The organism is Pseudoalteromonas sp. L21, from assembly GCF_021728035.1.
In the GTDB taxonomy this organism is placed as follows: domain Bacteria; phylum Pseudomonadota; class Gammaproteobacteria; order Enterobacterales; family Alteromonadaceae; genus Pseudoalteromonas; species Pseudoalteromonas arabiensis.
Genome location: NZ_JAKKCV010000001.1, coordinates 1,071,080 through 1,092,024 on the forward strand (window position 1 = coordinate 1,071,080; position 20,945 = coordinate 1,092,024).

23 protein-coding genes, 4 tRNA genes and 1 riboswitch are annotated in these 20,945 nt (G+C 42.3%); of the genes, 9 read left to right on the plus strand and 18 right to left on the minus strand.

Going from position 1 to position 20,945, the window contains the following annotated elements; translation table 11 throughout:
* Positions 1-98: 98 nt before the first annotated feature.
* Complete coding sequence (locus L3V41_RS04905; protein WP_062568537.1) at positions 99-719, minus strand: MarC family protein; 621 nt, start codon at positions 717-719, stop codon at positions 99-101.
* Positions 720-814: 95 nt separating this feature from the next.
* On the opposite strand from L3V41_RS04905, the gene L3V41_RS04910 reads away from it, so the two are divergent.
* The 3 genes from L3V41_RS04910 (at position 815) to L3V41_RS04920 (ending at position 2,215) form a co-directional block, all read left to right on the plus strand.
* Positions 815-1,249, plus strand: a complete 435-nt coding sequence (locus tag L3V41_RS04910) for a transcriptional repressor (protein WP_062568536.1) — start codon at positions 815-817, stop codon at positions 1,247-1,249.
* A gap of 76 nt (positions 1,250-1,325) precedes the next feature.
* Entirely contained in the window at positions 1,326-1,793 is a 468-nt protein-coding gene (locus tag L3V41_RS04915) for a chemotaxis protein CheX (RefSeq protein WP_062568535.1), read from the plus strand.
* Complete coding sequence (locus L3V41_RS04920) at positions 1,790-2,215, plus strand: secondary thiamine-phosphate synthase enzyme YjbQ (protein ID WP_237114491.1); 426 nt, start codon at positions 1,790-1,792, stop codon at positions 2,213-2,215. The genes L3V41_RS04915 and L3V41_RS04920 overlap by 4 nt, the downstream gene beginning before the upstream one ends.
* A 69-nt stretch (positions 2,216-2,284) precedes the next feature.
* Here L3V41_RS04920 and L3V41_RS04925 read toward each other — a convergent pair.
* From L3V41_RS04925 to orn, 5 genes are all read right to left on the minus strand, one after another.
* Positions 2,285-2,360 (minus strand) — tRNA-Gly (locus L3V41_RS04925).
* Positions 2,361-2,616: 256 nt separating this feature from the next.
* Positions 2,617-2,692: transfer RNA gene (locus L3V41_RS04930), tRNA-Gly, on the minus strand.
* 101 nt (positions 2,693-2,793) lie between these two features.
* Positions 2,794-2,869, minus strand: a tRNA-Gly gene (locus tag L3V41_RS04935).
* Between the two features lie 85 nt (positions 2,870-2,954).
* Positions 2,955-3,030 (minus strand) — tRNA-Gly (locus L3V41_RS04940).
* A gap of 260 nt (positions 3,031-3,290) precedes the next feature.
* Positions 3,291-3,836, minus strand: coding sequence for an oligoribonuclease (gene orn, locus L3V41_RS04945; protein ID WP_237127238.1), 546 nt, complete (start codon positions 3,834-3,836; stop codon positions 3,291-3,293).
* A 122-nt stretch (positions 3,837-3,958) separates the two neighbouring features.
* Here orn and rsgA point away from each other — a divergent pair, with 122 nt between their 5' ends.
* Together rsgA and asd are read left to right on the plus strand one after the other, a co-directional pair.
* Positions 3,959-5,017: a small ribosomal subunit biogenesis GTPase RsgA gene (gene rsgA / locus L3V41_RS04950; protein ID WP_237127239.1), complete on the plus strand. Its 1,059-nt coding sequence runs from the start codon at positions 3,959-3,961 to the stop codon at positions 5,015-5,017.
* Between the two features lie 18 nt (positions 5,018-5,035).
* Positions 5,036-5,902, plus strand: a complete 867-nt coding sequence (asd, locus tag L3V41_RS04955; protein ID WP_171038291.1) for an archaetidylserine decarboxylase — start codon at positions 5,036-5,038, stop codon at positions 5,900-5,902.
* Between the two features lie 51 nt (positions 5,903-5,953).
* Here the strand turns inward: asd and L3V41_RS04960 are convergent, their stop codons facing one another.
* From L3V41_RS04960 to L3V41_RS04995, 8 genes are all read right to left on the minus strand, one after another.
* A complete protein-coding gene (locus L3V41_RS04960) occupies positions 5,954-6,721 on the minus strand; it encodes a HesA/MoeB/ThiF family protein (RefSeq protein WP_237127240.1) in 768 nt (255 codons plus the stop codon).
* 1 nt (position 6,722) lies between these two features.
* Positions 6,723-8,246 (minus strand): thiamine phosphate synthase, encoded by a 1,524-nt coding sequence (thiE, locus tag L3V41_RS04965; RefSeq protein ID WP_062568530.1) that lies wholly within the window; start codon positions 8,244-8,246, stop codon positions 6,723-6,725.
* 15 nt (positions 8,247-8,261) lie between these two features.
* Complete coding sequence (locus L3V41_RS04970) at positions 8,262-9,044, minus strand: thiazole synthase (protein ID WP_237127241.1); 783 nt, start codon at positions 9,042-9,044, stop codon at positions 8,262-8,264.
* 1 nt (position 9,045) lies between these two features.
* A complete protein-coding gene (gene thiS / locus L3V41_RS04975; RefSeq protein WP_237127242.1) occupies positions 9,046-9,243 on the minus strand; it encodes a sulfur carrier protein ThiS in 198 nt (65 codons plus the stop codon).
* Between the two features lie 8 nt (positions 9,244-9,251).
* Entirely contained in the window at positions 9,252-10,256 is a 1,005-nt protein-coding gene (locus tag L3V41_RS04980) for an FAD-dependent oxidoreductase (protein WP_193987868.1), read from the minus strand.
* A gap of 68 nt (positions 10,257-10,324) precedes the next feature.
* Entirely contained in the window at positions 10,325-12,277 is a 1,953-nt protein-coding gene (thiC, locus tag L3V41_RS04985; RefSeq protein ID WP_228074338.1) for a phosphomethylpyrimidine synthase ThiC, read from the minus strand.
* A gap of 146 nt (positions 12,278-12,423) precedes the next feature.
* A riboswitch (TPP riboswitch) is annotated at positions 12,424-12,525 on the minus strand.
* A 65-nt stretch (positions 12,526-12,590) separates the two neighbouring features.
* Entirely contained in the window at positions 12,591-12,926 is a 336-nt protein-coding gene (locus L3V41_RS04990; RefSeq protein WP_284438293.1) for an META domain-containing protein, read from the minus strand.
* A 189-nt stretch (positions 12,927-13,115) separates the two neighbouring features.
* Positions 13,116-13,505 (minus strand): acyl-CoA thioesterase, encoded by a 390-nt coding sequence (locus tag L3V41_RS04995; RefSeq protein WP_062568525.1) that lies wholly within the window; start codon positions 13,503-13,505, stop codon positions 13,116-13,118.
* A 151-nt stretch (positions 13,506-13,656) separates the two neighbouring features.
* Here L3V41_RS04995 and L3V41_RS05000 point away from each other — a divergent pair, with 151 nt between their 5' ends.
* On the plus strand, positions 13,657-15,756 hold the full coding sequence (locus L3V41_RS05000) for a TonB-dependent receptor (RefSeq protein WP_062568524.1): 2,100 nt from the start codon (positions 13,657-13,659) through the stop codon (positions 15,754-15,756).
* 68 nt (positions 15,757-15,824) lie between these two features.
* Here L3V41_RS05000 and epmA read toward each other — a convergent pair whose 3' ends face one another.
* Complete coding sequence (epmA, locus tag L3V41_RS05005) at positions 15,825-16,799, minus strand: elongation factor P--(R)-beta-lysine ligase (RefSeq protein WP_237114497.1); 975 nt, start codon at positions 16,797-16,799, stop codon at positions 15,825-15,827.
* Positions 16,800-16,866: 67 nt separating this feature from the next.
* Positions 16,867-17,433 (minus strand): elongation factor P, encoded by a 567-nt coding sequence (gene efp, locus L3V41_RS05010; RefSeq protein ID WP_062568522.1) that lies wholly within the window; start codon positions 17,431-17,433, stop codon positions 16,867-16,869.
* Positions 17,434-17,474: 41 nt separating this feature from the next.
* Here efp and epmB point away from each other — a divergent pair, with 41 nt between their 5' ends.
* Positions 17,475-18,488: an EF-P beta-lysylation protein EpmB gene (epmB, locus tag L3V41_RS05015; protein ID WP_193987871.1), complete on the plus strand. Its 1,014-nt coding sequence runs from the start codon at positions 17,475-17,477 to the stop codon at positions 18,486-18,488.
* On the opposite strand, the gene L3V41_RS05020 is transcribed toward epmB, so the two are convergent.
* Positions 18,489-18,701, minus strand: coding sequence for a hypothetical protein (locus L3V41_RS05020; protein WP_193987872.1), 213 nt, complete (start codon positions 18,699-18,701; stop codon positions 18,489-18,491).
* Between the two features lie 72 nt (positions 18,702-18,773).
* On the opposite strand from L3V41_RS05020, the gene L3V41_RS05025 reads away from it, so the two are divergent.
* Entirely contained in the window at positions 18,774-19,064 is a 291-nt protein-coding gene (locus L3V41_RS05025; protein WP_237114499.1) for a prephenate dehydrogenase, read from the plus strand.
* A 134-nt stretch (positions 19,065-19,198) separates the two neighbouring features.
* On the opposite strand, the gene L3V41_RS05030 is transcribed toward L3V41_RS05025, so the two are convergent.
* Positions 19,199-19,702 carry a DUF3016 domain-containing protein gene (locus L3V41_RS05030; protein ID WP_237127243.1) on the minus strand — a complete coding sequence of 168 codons (504 nt, stop codon included), beginning with the start codon at positions 19,700-19,702 and terminating at the stop codon, positions 19,199-19,201.
* 211 nt (positions 19,703-19,913) lie between these two features.
* Here L3V41_RS05030 and galE point away from each other — a divergent pair, with 211 nt between their 5' ends.
* Entirely contained in the window at positions 19,914-20,927 is a 1,014-nt protein-coding gene (galE, locus tag L3V41_RS05035; RefSeq protein WP_062568517.1) for a UDP-glucose 4-epimerase GalE, read from the plus strand.
* Positions 20,928-20,945 lie beyond the last annotated feature (18 nt).

Here is a 20,945-nt window from a genome sequence, read left to right on the forward strand (position 1 = left end):
TCTTTGTTCCTTAAATTTTATATTGCCTTCCTTTAAGTTAGATAAAAGCAGGCAATAATTCAAAATTTAAATTACTGAAAATGCACTTTAAATTTAAATTATGCTGTCACAGCTAAACCAAAGTAATGAGCAATTCCCCCCAAAATATTAGTCACAGCCACGGAAGATAAAATTAATCCCATTACTCGGCTAATAATACTTGCCCCACTATCGCCAATTAACTTATGTACATGTGTTGCGAGCAATAATAAAACCAACACAATCACTAATACAGAAAGCATGATTGATGATGTTACAAGCTGCTCATACCAAGTGTATTCTGTATTTCGAGTCATTAGCACCGCACCAAGCATGGCACCTGGGCTGGCTATAGAAGGAATGGCTAATGGAAAAATAGCAGTTTCGGTACTGTCGCGAACGCTTTTGATTTCAGTTTCAGGTTTACTTTCACCGAATATCATCGACAAGGCAAAAATTAATAATACGATACCTCCGGCAATCTGAAACGCTGAAAGCGGAATATTGATCGCGTTTAAAAGTAGTTCACCAGCAATCACAAAGAACAATAAAACTAATGCAGAAACGCCAACTGCCTTTAACGCAACTTTACGCTTAAATTTAGCATCATCCCAACGAGTAACAGCAATAAATACAGGCACTGTACCAATAGGGTCAATGACGGCAAAAAAGAAAATGAATGCAGCAAGCAATTCATTCATTAAGAAAACTCCCTATAAAACGTGTTAGCGAATAAAAACACTGCAACTACAATACAGTATGTTAGTATATCACGGTAGCGTAAGGATAAGAGAAGATGAATATAGAATCACTCGTCAGTAAAGCAAAACAAGTCTGCGATAATCGTGGGGCACGTTTCACACCTATCCGTGAGAAAGTATTCCGCCTGCTAGCAAGTGCTCAGGGTGGCGTTGGTGCTTATGACTTATTAGAACAACTTAAATTAACAGAGTCAGGCGCAAAACCTGCCACTATTTATCGTGCTCTCGATTTCTTGTCAGAACTTGGCTTTATTCACAAAATTGAAAGTACCAACTCATTTATGTTGTGCCATCATTTTGATCATATTCACCCTGTACAATTACTCATATGTGACAGTTGTGGCTATGTTAAAGAATTACACTCAACCGTTATTTCACACGAACTAAATAACCTAGCCGCAGAGAGTGGGTTTATTGTCTCAGGACAAACTATCGAAGCTCACGGTAAATGTGAAAATTGCAAAGATTAAGTGCGCTGTCACATACAGCCACTACACTTATAGTTAGAAAAACAGTTTAACTGCGTAATCTGAGGGAAAATAAACAATGAATGTAGAGTTCATCAACCCTTTTTTATCATCATTATTGAATGTATTGAGCACCATGGCTCAAACAGAATTAAAACCGGGTAAACCAAGTTTAAAAAAAGATGAGTTAGCCCGTGGCGATGTGTCGGGCTTGATTGGTATGGTGGGGCCACAAACAAAAGGCTCACTATCAATTACTTTTGATGAAAATCTAGCATTAACCATTATGGAAAGAATGCTAGGTGAGCGACCAGACTCAGTCAATGAAGAAGTCACTGACATGGTGGGCGAAATTACCAATATGGTAACAGGTGGCGCTAAAAACCTACTCGGCGAAAAAGGCTATGAGTTTGATATGGCAACACCTGTCGTTGTGTCTGGTAAAGGACATACAATCGCTCATAAATGTGAGGGTGCTAAGGTGTTAATTCCATTCACTTCAGCTGATGGTAACGCTAATATTGAAGTTAGCTTTGATAAACTATGAGCTGGCAGCAAAAAACCATTCAATTGAAGCCTCGTTCACGAGGCTTTCACATCATTGATGACGAGCTACTTCGTCAACTTCCTGAAATAAGGCAATACAAAGTTGGTTTGTTACATCTTTTCATTCAGCATACTTCTGCAAGCTTAACTATTAACGAAAATGCAGATCCTACTGTACGAATGGATATGGAAAGTCACTTCAATCATTTTGTGCCAGAACGACAAAGTTATTATCGTCATGATTATGAAGGTGATGATGATATGCCAGCCCACATAAAAAGCAGTACATTAGGTGCTGAGCTCACCATTCCAATTAATCAAGGCCGTTTAATGCTAGGTACTTGGCAAGGTATCTATTTAGGTGAACACCGAGATCAGGGTGGTGCAAGACGTATTGTCGCGACGATTCAAGGTCAACTCTAAAAGCTGTAAGTAAAACTTAGCTTTTGATTGTATTGTTTTGAAAAAGTGTTTTGGGATTTGTCTAGAAATTGGAGCGGCACACGAGGCTCGAACTCGTGACCTCAACCTTGGCAAGGTTGCGCTCTACCAACTGAGCTAGTGCCGCTTTATAAGTAGTCAGTAATTTGTCCGTTGGCGCACAACCTGAAGGTTGCGGTAAAACATTCTGGCAACTGAGCTAGTGCCGCTTTTAAGTAGTCAGTAATTTGTCCGTTGGCGCACAACCTTAAAGGTTGCGGTAAAACGTTCTGGCAACTGAGCTAGTGCCGCATCAAAAAGCTTCTAGTAACAAGATTCAAGTTACAAGCTAATGCTTTCAACTTTCCCCTTGAAACTTATATCAATTTCTTTTGGTGAGAAATTGGAGCGGCACACGAGGCTCGAACTCGTGACCTCAACCTTGGCAAGGTTGCGCTCTACCAACTGAGCTAGTGCCGCACAATAAGTTACTAGTTATAAGACTCAAGTTAAAAGTTGGAATAGCTTGGAGCTTTCAACTTTCCCCTCGAAACTTAAGCCAATTTCTTTTGGTGAGAAATTGGAGCGGCACACGAGGCTCGAACTCGTGACCTCAACCTTGGCAAGGTTGCGCTCTACCAACTGAGCTAGTGCCGCAAAATAAGTTACTAGTTTTAAGTTACAAGCTTCAAGTTAATTACTTTCTTCTTGAAACTTAAGCCAATTTCTTTTGGTTAGAAATTGGAGCGGCACACGAGGCTCGAACTCGTGACCTCAACCTTGGCAAGGTTGCGCTCTACCAACTGAGCTAGTGCCGCATTCAAAAGTAGTCAGTAATTTGTCCGTTGGCGCACAACCTGAAGGTTGCGGTAAAACGTTCTGGCAACTGAGCTAGTGCCGCATTCAAAAGTAATCAGTAATTTGTCCGTTGCTGCACAACCTTGAAGGTTGCGGTAAAACGTTCTGGCAACTGAGCTAGTGCCGCATTCAATTACTTAGAGACATACGAACCCCGCGAGGGTTAACGTCTTAAGCGGGGCAGGATTCTACAATAATCCGATGTGTTTGCAAATGTTTTTTACAAATTAAAGAATTTTTCTTGGTAAATCTTTAATTCCATGATCGAATCTTTGATATCGTCGAGGGCTAGATGTGAACCTTTTTTGTTCACTTGCGCTAATACGTCAGGTTTCCAACGACGTGCAAGTTCTTTAACTGTACTCACATCAAGGTTACGGTAGTGAAAGTAGTTTTCCAATTCAGGCATGTACTTATTCATAAAGCGGCGGTCTTGGCCGATAGAATTACCACACATAGGTGAAGCACCCGCAGGTACCCATTGCTTTAGAAATGCCAGTGTTTGATCAATAGCATCTTGTTCAGTGAATGTGCTTGCTTTACAACGAGCTGTTAAACCAGATTGACCGTGCTGAGTTGTACACCACTCGTCCATGCCATCAAGCAGTTCATCACTTTGATGAATAGCAATAACAGGGCCTTCAGCCAAGATGTTTAAATCACTGTCGGTGACAACAGTGGCAATTTCGAGTATTTTATCTGTTGCTGGTTCGAGGCCAGTCATTTCCAGGTCGAGCCAGATAAGATTTGATTTATGAAAAGACATAGTTACCTTAGCGGTGCTTTCCTTTAGATCCAACGCATTTAGATATATCATATTAGTATCATCAGTCGACCTAAAGCTTTTTTTTCAAAAAGCCCGACATTTAATCAAGTTATGGGCCAAAAGTGGCAAAACAAAAGAAATTAAGTAAAGGCCAATCACGTCGAATTAAGGCCAATCACCAAAAACGCCTCTCTAATGCAGATAAAAAGCAACAGAAAGGGGCTGCAGTGCAATGGCAAAATGATAATTTAGGCCCTGCCGAAAATGCGGTTGTGATCAGTCGATTTGGCCAACATGCCGATATCGAAACCGAATCAGGCGAAGTGCTGCGCTGTAATATACGCAGAACCGTATCAAGCCTTGTGTGTGGTGATGAAGTTATTTTTCGCCGTGCAAAAGTCAGCGAAGGCGACTTAGCAGGCGTTATTGAAGCAACCCATGAACGTCGCTCACAACTAACACGCCCTGATTTTTATGACGGAGTGAAAGTCGTCGCTGCCAATATCGACCAAATTTTAATGGTCTCGGCGGTACTGCCTGAGTTTACGCCAAACATTATTGACCGTTATTTAGTTGCCTGTGAAGACATGGGTATTGAGCCTATTTTGGTACTTAACAAAATAGATTTAATAGACGATGAAGGCCTTGCTTTTATTGATGAAATTCTCGATATCTATCGTGAGCTAGGTTATCAAGTACTGTTAGTCAGTAATAAAACAGGTCATGGCATAGATGAGCTAAAGCAAAAGCTGGTAGATAAAAACAGCATTTTTGTTGGTCAAAGTGGTGTGGGTAAATCAACCTTAGTCAATACAGTGCTACCCGACGCTGAAATTTTAACTCAAGAAGTCTCTGAAAACAGCGGCCTTGGCCAGCATACAACCACCGTATCGCGATTACACCATTTACCAAATGGCGGTAACCTAATCGACTCACCAGGAATTCGTGAGTTTGGCTTATGGCATTTAGATGTTGAGCGCGTTACGTGGTGCTTTAAAGAGTTCCGTGATTTTATTGGTGGCTGTCGTTTTCGCGATTGTAAGCATTTAAACGATCCTGGCTGTATAATTCGCCAAGCTGTTGATGATGGTGAAATTTCAGAACTTCGCTTTGACAGTTACCACCGAATTTTAGAAACTATGGCCGACGGCCGTGCTGGTGCACGCGCTCCTCGCGTATAACTATTTAGGAAATAACAAGTGAGTTTAGATAAATTCAAAATTGCTATGCAATATGCCATGCCAAAACATTTCATTTCGCGCATGGTTGGCAAGTTAGCAGCAGCAAAAGCGGGTGGCTTAACAACGGCCTTAATTAAATTGTTTATCAAACAATACAAAATTGATATGAGTGAGGCTAAATACCCAGATCCAGCTCATTACAAAACTTTTAATGAGTTTTTCACTCGCCCATTAAAAGAAGGCATTCGTCCACTTGCTGAAGAAAGCGACATTATTGCTCACCCAGTTGATGGTGCAATTAGCCAATTAGGCGATGTAGTCGACGGTCAAATCATCCAAGCAAAAGGCCACGACTACAGCTTACAAGCACTACTTGGTGGCAAAGAAGAAGACACAGCGCCGTTTTTAGGCGGTAAGTTTGCGACTATTTATTTAGCACCAAAAGATTACCACCGTATTCACATGCCTGTTGATGGTACGCTGAGCAAAATGATCTACGTACCGGGTGATTTATTTTCGGTAAACCCGTTAACAGCACAAAATGTACCTAACCTATTTGCTCGTAACGAGCGTGTTGTGGCTATCTTTGAAACCGAAATTGGCCCACTAGCTATGGTGCTGGTTGGTGCGACAATTGTTGCTAGCATCGAGACTATCTGGGCAGGCACTGTAACGCCACCAGCGGGTAAAGATGTATTTAGTTGGAATTACCCAACTGAAGGTGACAATGCGATTACCCTTAAGAAGGGTGAAGAAATGGGCCGCTTTAAGTTAGGCTCTACCGTTATTTTAGCTTGGGGTGCAAATCAAGCTGAGTTCTTATCAGATCAACACCCAGAAACAGTGACGCGTATGGGCACACCCTTTGCGAAAATTAACGACTAATAAGTTCAATTAAGCAAACCACTTTAGCAAAAGTGGTTTGCTTAAAATTCACTATAAATCGCGCCTACCCTCACGATTACACTCTGAGCATTCACTATCTTTTTGAATATTAAAGCGCTGCTGTTTTAGTGTTAGCCCATCAAATTGAATAAACTCACTGCCCGCTTTATGGCCAAGTAATATATTGATAGCCAATAAACTTTGCATGCTCCCCATAACACCGAGCAACGGGCTCAATACCCCAGCATTGTCACAATTAAGCGCTGTCTGTTCATCCGTTTGCGGGAACACACAACCATAGCAAGGGCTATGTTTATGACGAAAATCAAAACTCATCACCTGCCCCTGTGTTGCAATAGCAGCAGCTGATACAAGTGGGATAGATTTAGCTAAACAATAACGATTAACCAAATAACGGGTAGCAAAGTTATCACTGCAATCAAGGATGATGTCAGCACCCTCAAGAAGCTCAGCACAGTTACTTTCATCAAGCTTTTGGCATAAAGGTTTAACCGTTATTTGATTATTTAAACTGCTTAACACCTTGGCAGCTGCCTGTGTTTTTGCCTGCCCCATATGGTTTATTTTATACAGTATTTGTCGCTGTAGGTTTGAAAGCTCAACCTTATCATCGTCTATTAAAGTGAGCGTTCCGATTCCAGCCGCCGCTAAATAAAACAGTGCTGGAGAGCCAAGTCCCCCCGCCCCGACAACCACAGTATGCGCAGACTTTAACTTTTGCTGGCCCGCATGCCCCACCTCTTTTAATAGTAAATGGCGGCTATAACGAATTTGCTCTTTGTCGCTTAACGCGCTCATATTAAGACTGACCTTCGACCAGCAGTTTTAACTTGGCAATGGCTGTTTGGTAGTCTTCGGCTTCAGTAATCGCACGTACTACTGCAACACTGCCAACCCCCGTACTCGCAACTTGCTCTGCACGTGATAAATCAATCCCACCAATTGCGACTGTTGGATAATCGGCCATTAGCGGCACAAATTTTTCGAGCTTTTCTAAGCCTTGAATTTGCCCCGTCATGTCTTTAGTGGTGGTTGGGTAAATAGCGCCAAACGCCATATAACTTGGTCTGTAATTATGCGCGCGTAGCATCTCATAAAAACCATGGGTCGAAACACCTAAGCGTAACCCTGCCTCTTTTATGGCAATTAAATTAGCGGTTTGTAAGTCTTCTTGTCCTAAATGCACACCATAAGCGCCGTACTTAATCGCCAATTGCCAATAATCATTAATATACACCTGCGCATCGTACTTCTGCCCCAGCATAACCGCACTTGCAATCGACTCTTCAAGTGCTGCATCGTCTGCATTTTTCATTCTTAATTGAACCGTTTTAACCCCTTCGGCTAAACACTTCTCCAACCAATCAAGGGTATCAACAACGGCATATAACCCAAGCTGTTTAGAGTCACATTCTGCAAAGCCTGCTGCCATGGTAAAATTAGCCGGGCAATCAAAGTCGAGCTCATCACCTAACCAACTCCCCGCTTCGATGACTTGTGGGTAATCCGCCAGTGTTGTTGGAAAGCGAGTATGTGCAACAGGACCAATACCTTCACCATAGCGAACAGCCGCTTTTAAACCTTGGTTTATATAGGCTTTCGCTAAAATAAAGGCATCTTTAAGTGGGTACTGTTTTGCTAAGCAAGCAGCAACTACCGACGCCATACTACATCCAGTGCCATGACTATGCGGAGTTTGAATTTTTTCGTTGCCAAGCCAATATGCTTGTTCGCCTTGCACGCAGTAATCAATGCAATAGCCACTTGGGTAATCCCAATGACCCCCTTTAATAATCACCGCTTTTGCACCATAGCTTGTTAACTTTTCAGCGGCTTCTTTCACTGCACTTGGGCCAATCAAATAAACACCGGTTAATAACTGCGTTTCGTGGGTGTTCGGTGTTACAACATCGACTAATGGCAATAAACACTCTTTGATGGCACTAACGGTATCTTCTTCTGTTAATAAATCACCACTCGAGGCAATGGCAACCGGATCATAAACAACCAAAGGCGGTTCTGCCCAAGTTGCTTTATAATGTTTTAAATGCTCACTAATAAGCTGTATTTGCTGCACATTGGCAAGCATGCCAATTTTAATCACACTGGCAGGCATATCACTGGCTAAGGCTAATAGTTGCGACTCAATCACTTCTGTTGAAATCGGGTTTAGCGCTTCTACACCTAAACTATTTTGTGCCGTTAAAGCAGTAATAACTGTACAGCCATGTACATTAAAACTTTGCATTGCCTTAATGTCGGCTTGAATTCCTGCACCGCCGCCCGAATCTGAGCCTGCTATGGTCCATACAACCTGATTCATGTTATTCCTCACATTTTATTCTTGATGCCAAAATGGCATACCGAGCGTCGGCGTTGATGGGCTTGCTACGTCTTTCTCTGGCATCGCTTTGGCCACATAGCTATACCGCCCCGCCTCTACAGCACTCTTAAACGCTTTACTCATCGTCACTGGGCAACCTGCACCTGCAATTGCCGAATTTAATAATACGGCATCATACCCTAATTCAAGCGCTTGGCAGGCATGAGATGGTAAACCTAAGCCTGCATCAACAATTAAAGTATGGTTTGGCAAGCGCTCACGGATCATTTTTAAGTTGTAAGGGTTCAGCAAGCCTTTACCCGTGCCAATCGGTGCGCCCCAAGGCATAAGTACTTCGCAGCCTAAATCAGCTAAGCGCTGACACAGTACTAAATCATCAGTGCAATAAGGTAAAACTTTAAAGCCATCAGCCAATAAAATTTTAGTGGCTTCGAGCAGTGCAATTGGATCAGGCTGTAAATTATATTCATCACCAATCAGTTCTAACTTAATCCAGTCAGTGGTAAACACTTCTCGGCACATTTGCGCCAAGGTCACCGCTTCTTTCACACTATGGCAACCCGCCGTATTTGGCAGCACTTTTAACCCGGTATTTTTTATCAATTGCCAAAAATCATCACCCGCAGCAACGCTTTGCTGACGTCTTAGTGAAACGGTTACAATCTCAGCCTGTGAGGCCACTATCGAATCCTGCATAACACTCGGTGAAGGATACAATGCTGAGCCAATCAGTAAACGACTGGAAAATTGTTCACCATAAACCGAAAAACTATCCATCTTAGCCTCCTTGAATTGGCGACAATAGCTCAATGCTGTCGCCTTCGTTGAGGGTTTTAGCGTCACACTGGCTGAGCGGCACAAAGTCACCATTAACGGCAACGGCAAATGGCGGTCTTGCGCCAAATTGACTTAACGCCTGAGTCAGCAATGTATTATCATTCACAGTAACTGACTGACCATTAATTAAAATATTCATTTTTATCCTTAAGCAATTAAGCTCACTGCATCATCGACCACCTGAGGCGCAAGTAAATAGCCATGACGGTATAAGCCATTAATGCAGATCACTCGACCTTGTTTTGTGACTTTCGGGCGGTTATCTGCAAACGCTGGACGAAGCCCCGATTGCAAGCTCTCGATACGCCCTTCAGCAAAGCCGCTATGCACCGTATAAGCAGCAGACAATAACTCCAGCGCCGAGCGTACGGTGACTTTACCTCGGTCTTGCGATTCGATTTCAGTCGCACCAATCACAAATTGATGATTTGGCTTAGGAGCAATATAAATTGGATAGCGCGGATGCATCAGTCGTATCGGTCTGGTTAGGTTCACCTCTGGTGCATATAAACGCGCCACTTCCCCTCTTACTCCACGCAGTAAAGGTTCAGATTGTTTAGCACCTAAGCCGCGGCAATCAAACACATAATCATAGCTTTGCCCATTCACTTGATGAGCGTTCAATGCAATTTTACAGCCAAAGTTAAATTGCACTCTTTGCGAGGTAAGCTTTTTAAAACTAGCGCTATAAAATGCCTGATTATCGAGTTGCCCTTCACAAGGTAAATACACACCTTGATGGAACCGCCCAGCTAGCTCTGGCTCAAGGTCAGCGATTTGAGTGCCAACCAATGTCTGTGCTTGATAGCTTTCAAGCGGTTTTAAGCGACTCACAAAACTGTGTAAATCGCCCTTATCTTGCTGATGAGCAACCACCAAGCTGCCTGTTTGTTGAAAATACACAGCGTCATCAAGTTCACTTAAAATTTGCTGCCAACGAGTGATGCTATTAAGCCCTTGTAGGGCTAAATCCTGTTCACACAGGACTGATTCAGCAAGGGGGGCTAACATCGCTGCAGCAACGCTACCAGCACTGTTGCTAGCATGTTCATCATCTTGCTCAAACACCGTAACTTGATGCTGCTTACTTAACGCCAATGCCGCTAAGCGCCCCGTTAAGCCAAAACCAATCACTGCAATGTTGTAAGACATATTAACCTCAGCCTTAAACGATAAGATTTAAGCAAATAGCGCGATATAAAATCGCGCCTACAACTAGCCTAAATTGCTTTGTGGTAAATCTCAGATCCTGTTTTTTTGAACTCATCTGATTTCGCTTTCATCTCGGCTTCGACATCAACCATTTTGATTTCAATGCCTTCACCCAAGGTATTAAAATCAATACCTCTTTGTTCAAGATCTTTAGCGTAATCACGTACCTCTTGGGTGATCTTCATTGAGCAGAATTTAGGACCACACATAGAGCAAAAATGAGCTATCTTGCCCGATTCTTGCGGCAGCGTTTCGTCATGATATTCGCGAGCGCGTTCAGGGTCTAAACCGATGTTAAATTGGTCGTGCCAACGAAACTCAAAGCGCGCTTTTGATAGTGCGTTATCGCGCTCTTGCGCCCCAGGGTGGCCTTTTGCTAAATCGGCGGCATGGGCAGCAATCTTGTAGGTGATCAAACCTTCTTTAACGTCTTCTTTGTTCGGTAAGCCTAAATGCTCTTTAGGGGTTACATAACACAGCATGGCGCAGCCGTACCACGCAATTTGCGCAGCGCCAATACCTGATGTGAAATGATCATAGCCAGGGGCAATATCCGTGGTTAATGGGCCAAGAGTGTAAAACGGTGCTTCTTCGCAGTGTTTTAGCTGCTCTTCCATGTTCTCTTTGATCATATGCATTGGCACATGGCCTGGGCCTTCGATAAACACTTGCACATCATGTTTCCAAGCAAGTTTGGTCAGCTCACCTAAAGTACGTAATTCGCTGAACTGGGCTTCGTCATTGGCATCGGCAATAGAGCCCGGACGCAAGCCATCCCCTAATGAGAAACACACATCATACTGTTTTAAAATTTCACAAATATCTTCAAAGTGAGTATATAAAAAGTTTTCTTTATGATGCGCTAAACACCATTTCGCCATGATTGAACCACCACGCGAAACAATACCGGTCACACGCTTTGCGGTCATTGGCACGTAACGCAGTAATACCCCAGCATGAATAGTAAAGTAATCAACACCTTGTTCTGCTTGTTCAATCAAGGTATCGCGGAAAATTTCCCACGTTAGGTCTTCGGCAACACCGTTTACTTTTTCAAGGGCTTGATAAATCGGCACGGTACCAATTGGTACTGGTGAGTTACGTACCACCCACTCACGGGTTTCGTGAATATAGCGACCCGTTGATAAGTCCATTACCGTGTCAGCGCCCCAACGAGTAGACCACACCATTTTTTCTACTTCTTCTTCGATTGATGAAGTGACCGACGAATTACCAATATTCGCGTTCACTTTAACTAAGAAGTTTCGGCCAATAATCATCGGCTCAGTTTCTGGGTGATTGATGTTGTTAGGAAGCACGGCACGACCACGGGCAATTTCATCACGCACAAATTCAGGGGTAATAAAATCAGGAATGCTAGCGCCAAACGATTCGCCTTTGTGCTGGGCTGCGAGTAACTCTTCACGAATTTTTTCGCGTCCCATGTTTTCACGGATCGCCACATATTCCATTTCAGGCGTCACGATACCTTGTCGCGCATAATGCATTTGGGTAACGTTTTTACCCGCTTTGGCACGGCGGATCTTTGGTAGATGTTCAAAGCGGATATGATCTAACCCTTCATCTGCCATACGCTGCTGAGAAAATTGCGACGTCACTGAGTCTAAAATTTCAGTGTCACCACGCTTTTCAATCCACTTTTCACGATACTTTTCAAGACCTTTACGTACATCAAGTTGAAAATCAGGGTCAGTGTATGGGCCCGAAGTATCGTAAACACGAATTGGCGCATTGGGTTCAAATACGGGGTTCTCTTCAGTACCACCGATAAAGGTATCGCTGAGGGTGATTTCACGCATTCCCACACGTACGTTTTCTTGTGTGCCTTCAACATAGACTTTATGTGAGTTAGGAAAAGGTTGACCGGTTAGGTTGTAAATATAATCTGATGCAGCCGCACGTGTTTCGCGGCGAGACGGTTTAGTTGGTGTGTTTGACATGACTTACCTCATTGCTTTAAGGGTTGTCTTGTCAGATATTGCAAGTGCAATAGAGAGTGGCAAACGCCATTGGATCGTTAGTAAGATAAACACTTACTGTTGCAGCCTATATGCCGCTTATGCCCCTATATTTGGCGCACAAGCGCCCGGTGAGGCAGCTTGTTCCCTACGCAGGTGTTAGCCTGATCAGGTTCACGGATCCCGCTTTCGCGATCTCAGCCTTATTAAAGGCACTCCGACAAGTTTAAATTCGTTGTTTTATAAAAACACAATGAGTGTACGTGAGTTAAAAAATAGCTGCAAGCTAAGCGTTTTAGTTTTTAACGATAAAAGTGAAGTGATGCTCGCCTTGTAACACCAACTTTTCATCATTCAGTGAAATTGCTGCGCCTTGCTTTAAAGTCATTAATAATTTCTGTTCTAGCTCATCCACTTTTTCACCGCATGACTTACGAGTCATACCTAGCTTATTTACTTTCAATGTGTCTTCGACGAGCTGCCCTTCACCAAAAAATTTATTACAGCCCGCAAAGCCATTGATTTGCATGGCTTCAATAAAACGCATTGATGCACTTTGTGACACAGGGATAGATAAACCATTTATTTTTGATAGCTGCCATTGTGTGTATTTTAAGTGTTCGCTTGACACGCTCCCAGTTGATGAGCATCCCACACAAAATAATACAAAAAGAATTGGCAAGGCGACTAGCTTCATATGTTTTTCGACTTTATTTTCAATTTAGTAATGATAACAATATTTAACGTGTTTGATCGTTAAAAAAACATGTTTTATCTGTAAAAAAATGTTCTAAGCTAGCTCTTTATAGAACAACACGGGTTATTTGAATAACTTATCGATTTCTTCTGGTAAAAAAGGACGACCTTTTTCATTAACTGACGTGCCAATTACAAATGCTTGCAGCATAACTTTATCATCATATTTACGATAAATAGTTTGTCTAAAAGCAAACTTTAGTCGACTAACTCGCTCAGGTTCTACCACAACATAAAATTCATCGCCAGGTACTAAAGAGGCTTTGTAATCCATTTCACTGCGAAGCACTACAAGATTCACTTTTTCTTTGGCTAATTTTGCAAAATCGATATCTTTAGCATGTAAAAACTCATGACGTGCGTGCTCAAGATAATTAAAATACACACTGTTGTTAACAATGCCTTGTAAATCGCACTCATAATCTCGCACTTTAAAGTCAACTTTAAAGGTCATAGTCGTATTCCTAATCAATTTACGTATAATTGCCTGCGTTTATATCATAAATACCTAAACAACCTAAAGATTCACTTTGTTTGGGTAGCAATAGCCATTTGGCCAGCAGGCTTGCTAGAATAGCAGTCCCTAAAATGGAGTTAAGAACCGCATGAAACGACGTTTATCATTATTATCTGCTGCTATTTTGCCATTATTTGCAGCATCAACAATCGCTTATGCTGAAGACGGTGAGCTAGAAAAAATTTTAGTCACTGGTGATTTCCAAAAAGAAAGTATTCAAACACTTAGCGCCAGCGCCAGCTTATTTTCTGATCATGAGATCAATCAGCGAGGCGCTAAGTTTTTAGATGAGATGCTAGCAAGTGCCGCGAATGTAAACTTTACGTCTGGCGCATCACGTGGTCGTTATGTGCAAATTCGTGGTGTTGGTTTACGCTCACAGTTTGTTGACCCAATTAACCCATCCGTAGGTTTGGTGATCGACGGTATTAACTACTCTGGCCTTGGTGGTAGTTCATTATTATTTGATGTTGACCAAGTTGAAATTTACCGTGGACCACAAGGTACACGCTTTGGTGCTGATGCACTTGCCGGTATGATTCAAATGGAATCAGCGGCACCAACCCTTGATCCAAGTGTAAAAGTGCAGCTTGGCGCAGGTAATTACAACAGCTATGAGGCAGGTATTGCTGCCGGCACGGGTATTACCGACGACACCGCAGTGCGCGCCAGCATTTATCAACGTGAGTCTGATGGTTATGTTGAAAACCGTTATTTAAATAAAGATACCCAGCAACAAGACGAGCTCGTTTCTCGCTTTAAATTACACAGCCAGCTAACAAACAACTTACGCACAGAACTGAGTGTTCACTATATTGATATTAATAATGGCTACGATGCATTCACACTCGATAATAGCCGTTACAGTGTTGCTGATGAGCCTGGCGAAGATAACCAAGAAAGCATTGCAGTTGGCCTTGCCAATACGTACACCGGCTTCGATTTATTTGATGTAAGCCTTAATGTGTCAGGTATCGACAGTGAGCTACTTTACAGTTTTGACGAAGATTGGGTGTGTAATGATGAAGCTCAGCCAGAGCTTTGCGCCGCAGGTTTACATGAGTGGGGCTATAGCTCAACAGATACTTACTTGCGCGATCGTAAAGATCAAGCGGCCGAACTACAATTTAATAGCAAGTCTGGCGAATGGGTAGCGGGCATTTATTATCAAGGTCGTGAAGTTGATTTAGAACGCCAATACACATGGCTGACACAACCATTTACCTCAAATTATGAAACCAGCAACATCGCTGCATATGGTCAAGTAGCAACCCCTATAGGACCAAAAACAACCTTAATTACGGGTCTGCGCGTTGAGCAATACCAAGGCGACTACATTGATAACAATGGCTTTATTGAAGAAACCGATGATGTCATGGTAGGTGGTAAGCTTGCACTTGAATACCAAGTGATTGATCGCACCATGATCTACACCAGTATTACTCGTGGCTACAAAGCGGGCGGTATTAACTCTGAAGCACTGGCAAAAGCAAAAGATGAAGGCTTAAATCTAGATGCTGATTTCTTTGCGAATCACACATCATTTGCCCCTGAATATTTATGGAGCGGTGAGTTTGGTGTGAAAGGCAGCTCACTTGACGATAGATTTGTATTACGCCTCGCCGCTTTTTACATGTATCGCGAAGATATGCAGCTAAAATCGTGGCAAGTTGAAGGTCAAAAGTTCACAGGCTATATCGATAACGCAAGCTCTGGCGAAAACTACGGTTTAGAAATTGAAGGCAGCTTCCAAGCCACCGATAATCTGCTACTCACTGGTAGTGCGGGTTATCTACACACTGAAATTAATGACTTTGTTGCACAATCAGGCCTTGATCAAGATGGTCGTGACCAAGCACAAGCACCTAAATACCAATATGCATTCACTGCGCGCTATAACTTTACGCCAGCACTTTACGCATCAATTGGTGTAGAAGGCAAAGACGATTACTACTTCTCTGATAGCCATAACTCAAAAGCGCCAAGCACTAACTTAGTGAATGCTTCGTTTGGTTATGAAAGTGATAATTGGAGCATTAATGCATGGGCACGTAACTTATTTGACGAAGACGTACCAACCCGTGGCTTTGAGTTTGGTAACGACCCATTAGATGGTTACGCGACTCACACTTACACACAACTAGGCGAACCTATGGTTGCCGGCGTGACATTTATTTACGAGCTATAAATCGTAGGCGCGACTTTATGTCGCGCTTTTAAAATCAACGAAAATCGCGGGGTAAACCCGCTCTACAATTAAGCCCTTTCAACATCAAAGGCGAGTACGTCTTTAATCTTTTGCTTATTCGTTGCCAGCATAATGAGTCGATCAATTCCCAGTGCCACACCCGCACATTGCGGTAGCCCATTTTCAAGTGCTGCTATTAAACGCTCATCCATTGGCACTTGTTTTAAGCCATTCGCTTCACGGTATTGGTTATCTTCTTTAAAGCGAGCAGCCTGCTCTTTAGCATCCGTTAATTCATTAAAGCCATTTGCCAGTTCCATATTTTTAAAATACAACTCAAAGCGCCCTGCTACCCGCTCATCATGCTGGCAAATTTGTGCAAGCGCTGCTTGCGAAGCCGGAAAATGATAGATAAAACAAGGCTTTTCTTGGCCAATCGTTGGCTCTACCTTCATACAAAATAATAGCTGCAACAAGGTATCGCGATGTGTTTCATGCGCAGCAATATCGGCAAAACCCTGCTCTGTTGCTAGTTGCTGTAATGTGCTGATATCAGCCGTTAAAGGGTCTACAGCTAAAGCATTAATAAAGGCTTGCTGATAAGTTAGTCGCTCTGCGGGTTCTACGCCGAGCACTAATTGCATAAGCTCATCCATTTCATCCATAAGCGCAAATTCATCAAAACCAGGGCGATACCACTCAAGCATTGTAAATTCAGGGTTATGATGGCTTCCTGCTTCTTCATTTCGAAATGCTTTACAAAGCTGAAAAATAGCACCAGAGCCCGCAGCAAGTAAACGCTTCATGGCAAACTCAGGTGACGTTTGTAAATACAATGGCAAGCCACCAGCATGGCCTGGGCCAACAAACTTTGTGCTAAATGTGGCTAAATGCACATCGGTTACACTGGCAGCACTAAGGCTGGGCGTTTCAACCTCCATCACATCACGAGTGTAAAAAAACTCACGAATGCAGCGAATGATTGCAGCGCGCTCGCGTAATGTTTCAATATCGGCGCTTGGTTGCCAAAGGACATTAGACATAAAGTGATTCCCAAAAAAAATCCCAGCAGAAGCTGGGATTTTATAATAAATTGCTTAATTAAGCCTATTACTTAACACGGCTCACGTATTCACCGCTACGTGTATCAACTTTGATCACTTCGCCGATTTGAACGAATAGAGGAACACGAACAACAGCACCTGTGCTTAATGTTGCTGGTTTACCGCCAGTACCCGCTGTATCACCTTTTAGACCTGGATCTGTTTCAGTAATTTCTAATTCAACAAAGTTTGGTGGCGTCACAGCGATTGGGCTACCGTTCCAAAGTGTGATTGTACACACGTCATTTTCAACTAACCATTTTGCATTGTCGCCAAGCGCTTTTTCATCAGCAGCGATTTGCTCAAATGTTTCGTTGTTCATAAAGTGCCAGAACTCACCGTCAGTGTATAGATACGCTAAATCTGTATCCATTACGTCTGCACCTTCAACTGTTTCACCTGACTTGAATGTTTTTTCTAGTACTTTACCTGTGATAAGTTTACGAATACGAACACGGTTAAACGCTTGGCCTTTACCTGGTTTTACCATTTCATTTTCTAAGATGCTGCAAGGTTCGCCGTCTAACATAATTTTTAGGCCGCCCTTGAACTCATTGGTGCTATAATTCGCCATCGTTTCCTCTGTCTAAATAATTTCGAGTAGTCTACGTGTCAATGATACAAAGAAATGAAGTAAATTTGCATAAAAACTGGCAAAAAGAATTGGCAAATGTTGTCACTTGCCCTGAACGCTTGCTAGAAATGCTAGGATTATCAAGCAAAGTAGACGAAAAAGACCTCAAAGCACGCAGTCTTTTTCCTGTCCGCGTGCCGCAGCCTTTTATCAAAAAAATGCGTTATGGCGACATCAACGACCCACTTTTGCTGCAAGTAATGCCAAGGCACCAAGAATTTTTAGCACAAACAGGATACAACAAAGATCCATTAAAAGAGCAAGATAACGACCAACCTGGTTTATTACACAAGTATCGCTCTCGTGTTTTGGTTATGTTTAAAACAGGCTGTGCGGTCAATTGTCGTTATTGTTTTAGACGCCACTTTCCGTATCAAGAAAATCAATTGAATAAGCGCAGCTTAATTGAAGCCCTCGCCTATATAAAAGCAGATACCAACATTAACGAAGTTATTTTAAGTGGTGGCGACCCATTAATGGCTAAAGATGATGCTGTTAGTTGGTTTATGGATGAGTTAGAACAGCTTCCACAAATTAAACGCCTACGTATTCATAGCCGCTTGCCTGTGGTGATCCCAGCAAGAATTACCGATGAGCTGTGTGCCCGTTTTGCAGCATCACCTTTAAAAGTGGTGTTTATCAACCATATTAATCATGCAAACGAAATTGATGATGACTTTAAAGCGGCTATGCAAAAGCTAAAAGTAGTGGGGGTCACTTTGTTAAATCAAGCGGTGTTATTAAAAGATATAAATGATACAGCAAGCGCGCAAATAGCCCTCAGTGAGGCTCTATTCGATGCTGACATACTGCCTTATTACTTGCACCTACTCGATAAAGTGGAAGGGGCGAGTCATTTTGATATACCTGAGCAACTAGCAAAAAAAATAATGTCAGACATGCTAGCAGCATTACCTGGGTTTTTAGTACCCAAACTAGTTAGAGAGATCGGTGGCGAAAAAAGTAAAACCCCTATCGACCTCAATCTAGTTTAGTTACACGTAAACGTTTATATTATTACCCAGCGTTGCGGTTACAGACTTTGCAGGTGTTTGTGCGGCGCTCGTATTTACTGCAGCACCTTCAATAAGCGCAAGTGCAGCAGCACCTTCAGCTTTTTGCTGTTTTTTTGCAAGAGCAGCACTATAAAGCTCCGCACTTTCGCCACCGCCACTCATTGCCGGTAAATTTGATCCTGATATATTCATAGTTCACTACCTGACTTTTTATAACAATCCACGTACTATATCGGCATTGCAGTCTAAAGCTTTAGGAAAAAAATGGATTCGATCATTGAACAGCTCAATGCTAATTTAAAAATTGTTTATCGTCAGGCACTTGATGCCGATAAAAAATTAGATGACCTACAACAACAAGGCCATGGTAAGTTTAAAGCCTTATTTGCACAAGACGCTGGTTTTGAATTTGAAGCCAAACGCTTTAAACCTTATGTTCTCGATGTTGCTGCTGATGTAGAAAGCTTAAGCAACGACGGGATGGACGAAGAAAAACTGAAAAAAACAGTTATTAAGCTTCAACAGTTATTACAACTATTAGCGACGTTCAAGTAACGTAGAAGCCTCTATTTCATTTATTGTAAATAGAGGCTATCGCGCGGAATAAATTTCACGCCTACATCAAACGTAGACGTCAAGCCTGCTTGGCCGTGCCTAACTGATGGCTGACGGCTTACAGCTTATAGTGATTACTCGCCAAGGTTTAACGATGGTAATAGCTCATCTTCAAACCAATCCGTGATTAAACGTTTATCGTAATAATAAGCTTCATCACGGCCCATTTTCATACGATCCATAAAGCCCATGTCCTTGAGTTTTACATCGTTGACCTCGCTTAATACCTTGCCACTTTTGTCTGTCACTGAATAATTTAAATCGATTCTAGGAAAATAAATTGGCTTAATAATGCGCAGTTCGTTCATCGAACCAAAACGAACATCACCAGCAAGATCAAGATCCGTCACCTCAACATTAAGCGTATACCCTTCTGGTAGTTTTTCAGCAAGCTTGCTAAAGTGTTTTTCAAGGTTGTTCGCTACGCTTTTATGAAATGATCCTTTAGTTGAGTTATTCCCTGGGCGTACATCCCGATAATCATCAAAGTCGTGCCATTTTACCTTTGCCTCTCCCGCATAGGTGAAGGCTGGCAATACAAATATCATAGCGAGAGTTATTTTCTTTAATGTATTCATCTTTCTCTCCATCGAAATACGATTATATAAACTAAACAGTCACCTTTAACTATAGCTTAACCACATCGTTCACTTGTAACCAATATGGTATAAAATGTAACCCAAAGCAAGACAATAGACACCCCTTACTATTGTAAATTTAGAATATAATTTTGCTACAAAGTATGATGAAATAGAGGCTATTCAACCACGTATTAATCTTAGAGCTTTTATGGCCATTTTAGTCACCGGCGGAGCTGGATACATCGGTTCTCATACAGTGTTAGAGCTACTCCAACAAGGCAGTGAAGTTATTGTTCTTGATAACTTAAGTAACTCATCCAACGAATCGCTTAAACGCGTTAAGCAAATCACTGAAAAAGAAATTACTTTTTATCAAGGTGATGTACAAGATAGAGAATGCCTTGATGAGATTTTCAAGCATCATAACATTGATAGCGTCATCCACTTTGCTGGTTTAAAAGCTGTAGGCGAATCTGTTGCTAAACCTATTGAGTACTATCAAAACAATGTACAAGGTACCCTTACATTAGTGGATGCCATGCGTGATGCAGGTGTATTCAAATTAGTTTTTAGTTCATCTGCAACGGTTTATGGTAACCCTGCGAGTTTACCTATTCGTGAAGATTTTCCTGTGGGTGGCACAACCAACCCATATGGCACATCTAAGCTTATGGTTGAAATGATACTGCAAGACATTGTTAAATCAGATGACCGTTTTGCCCTAGCATTACTACGCTACTTCAATCCTGTAGGGGCGCACAAATCAGGCCTCATTGGTGAAGACCCTAATGATATTCCAAATAATTTGTTGCCGTATATTTCACAAGTTGCTGTAGGAAGGCTCGAAAAACTCAGCGTATTTGGCGATGACTACAATACAAAAGATGGTACCGGTGTTCGTGATTATATCCATGTGGTTGATTTGGCGTTAGGTCACTTAAAAGCACTAGAACGCATTGCCGATAATACAGGCGCCCATATTTATAATCTTGGCACAGGAAACGGCTATTCAGTACTAGAGATGGTCAACGCTTTCGAGAAAGCCAGTGGTCAAGCCGTACCTTACCAAATATCACCACGTCGCTCTGGCGATATAGCCGCCTGTTATGCTGCAACTGAAAAGGCATTCAATGAACTAGGTTGGCAAGCTGAGCGAGGTATTGATGAAATGATGCAAGATACGTGGCGTTGGCAAAGCAATAACCCTAATGGTTATAAGTAATCAGCCAGTATTAGCGCC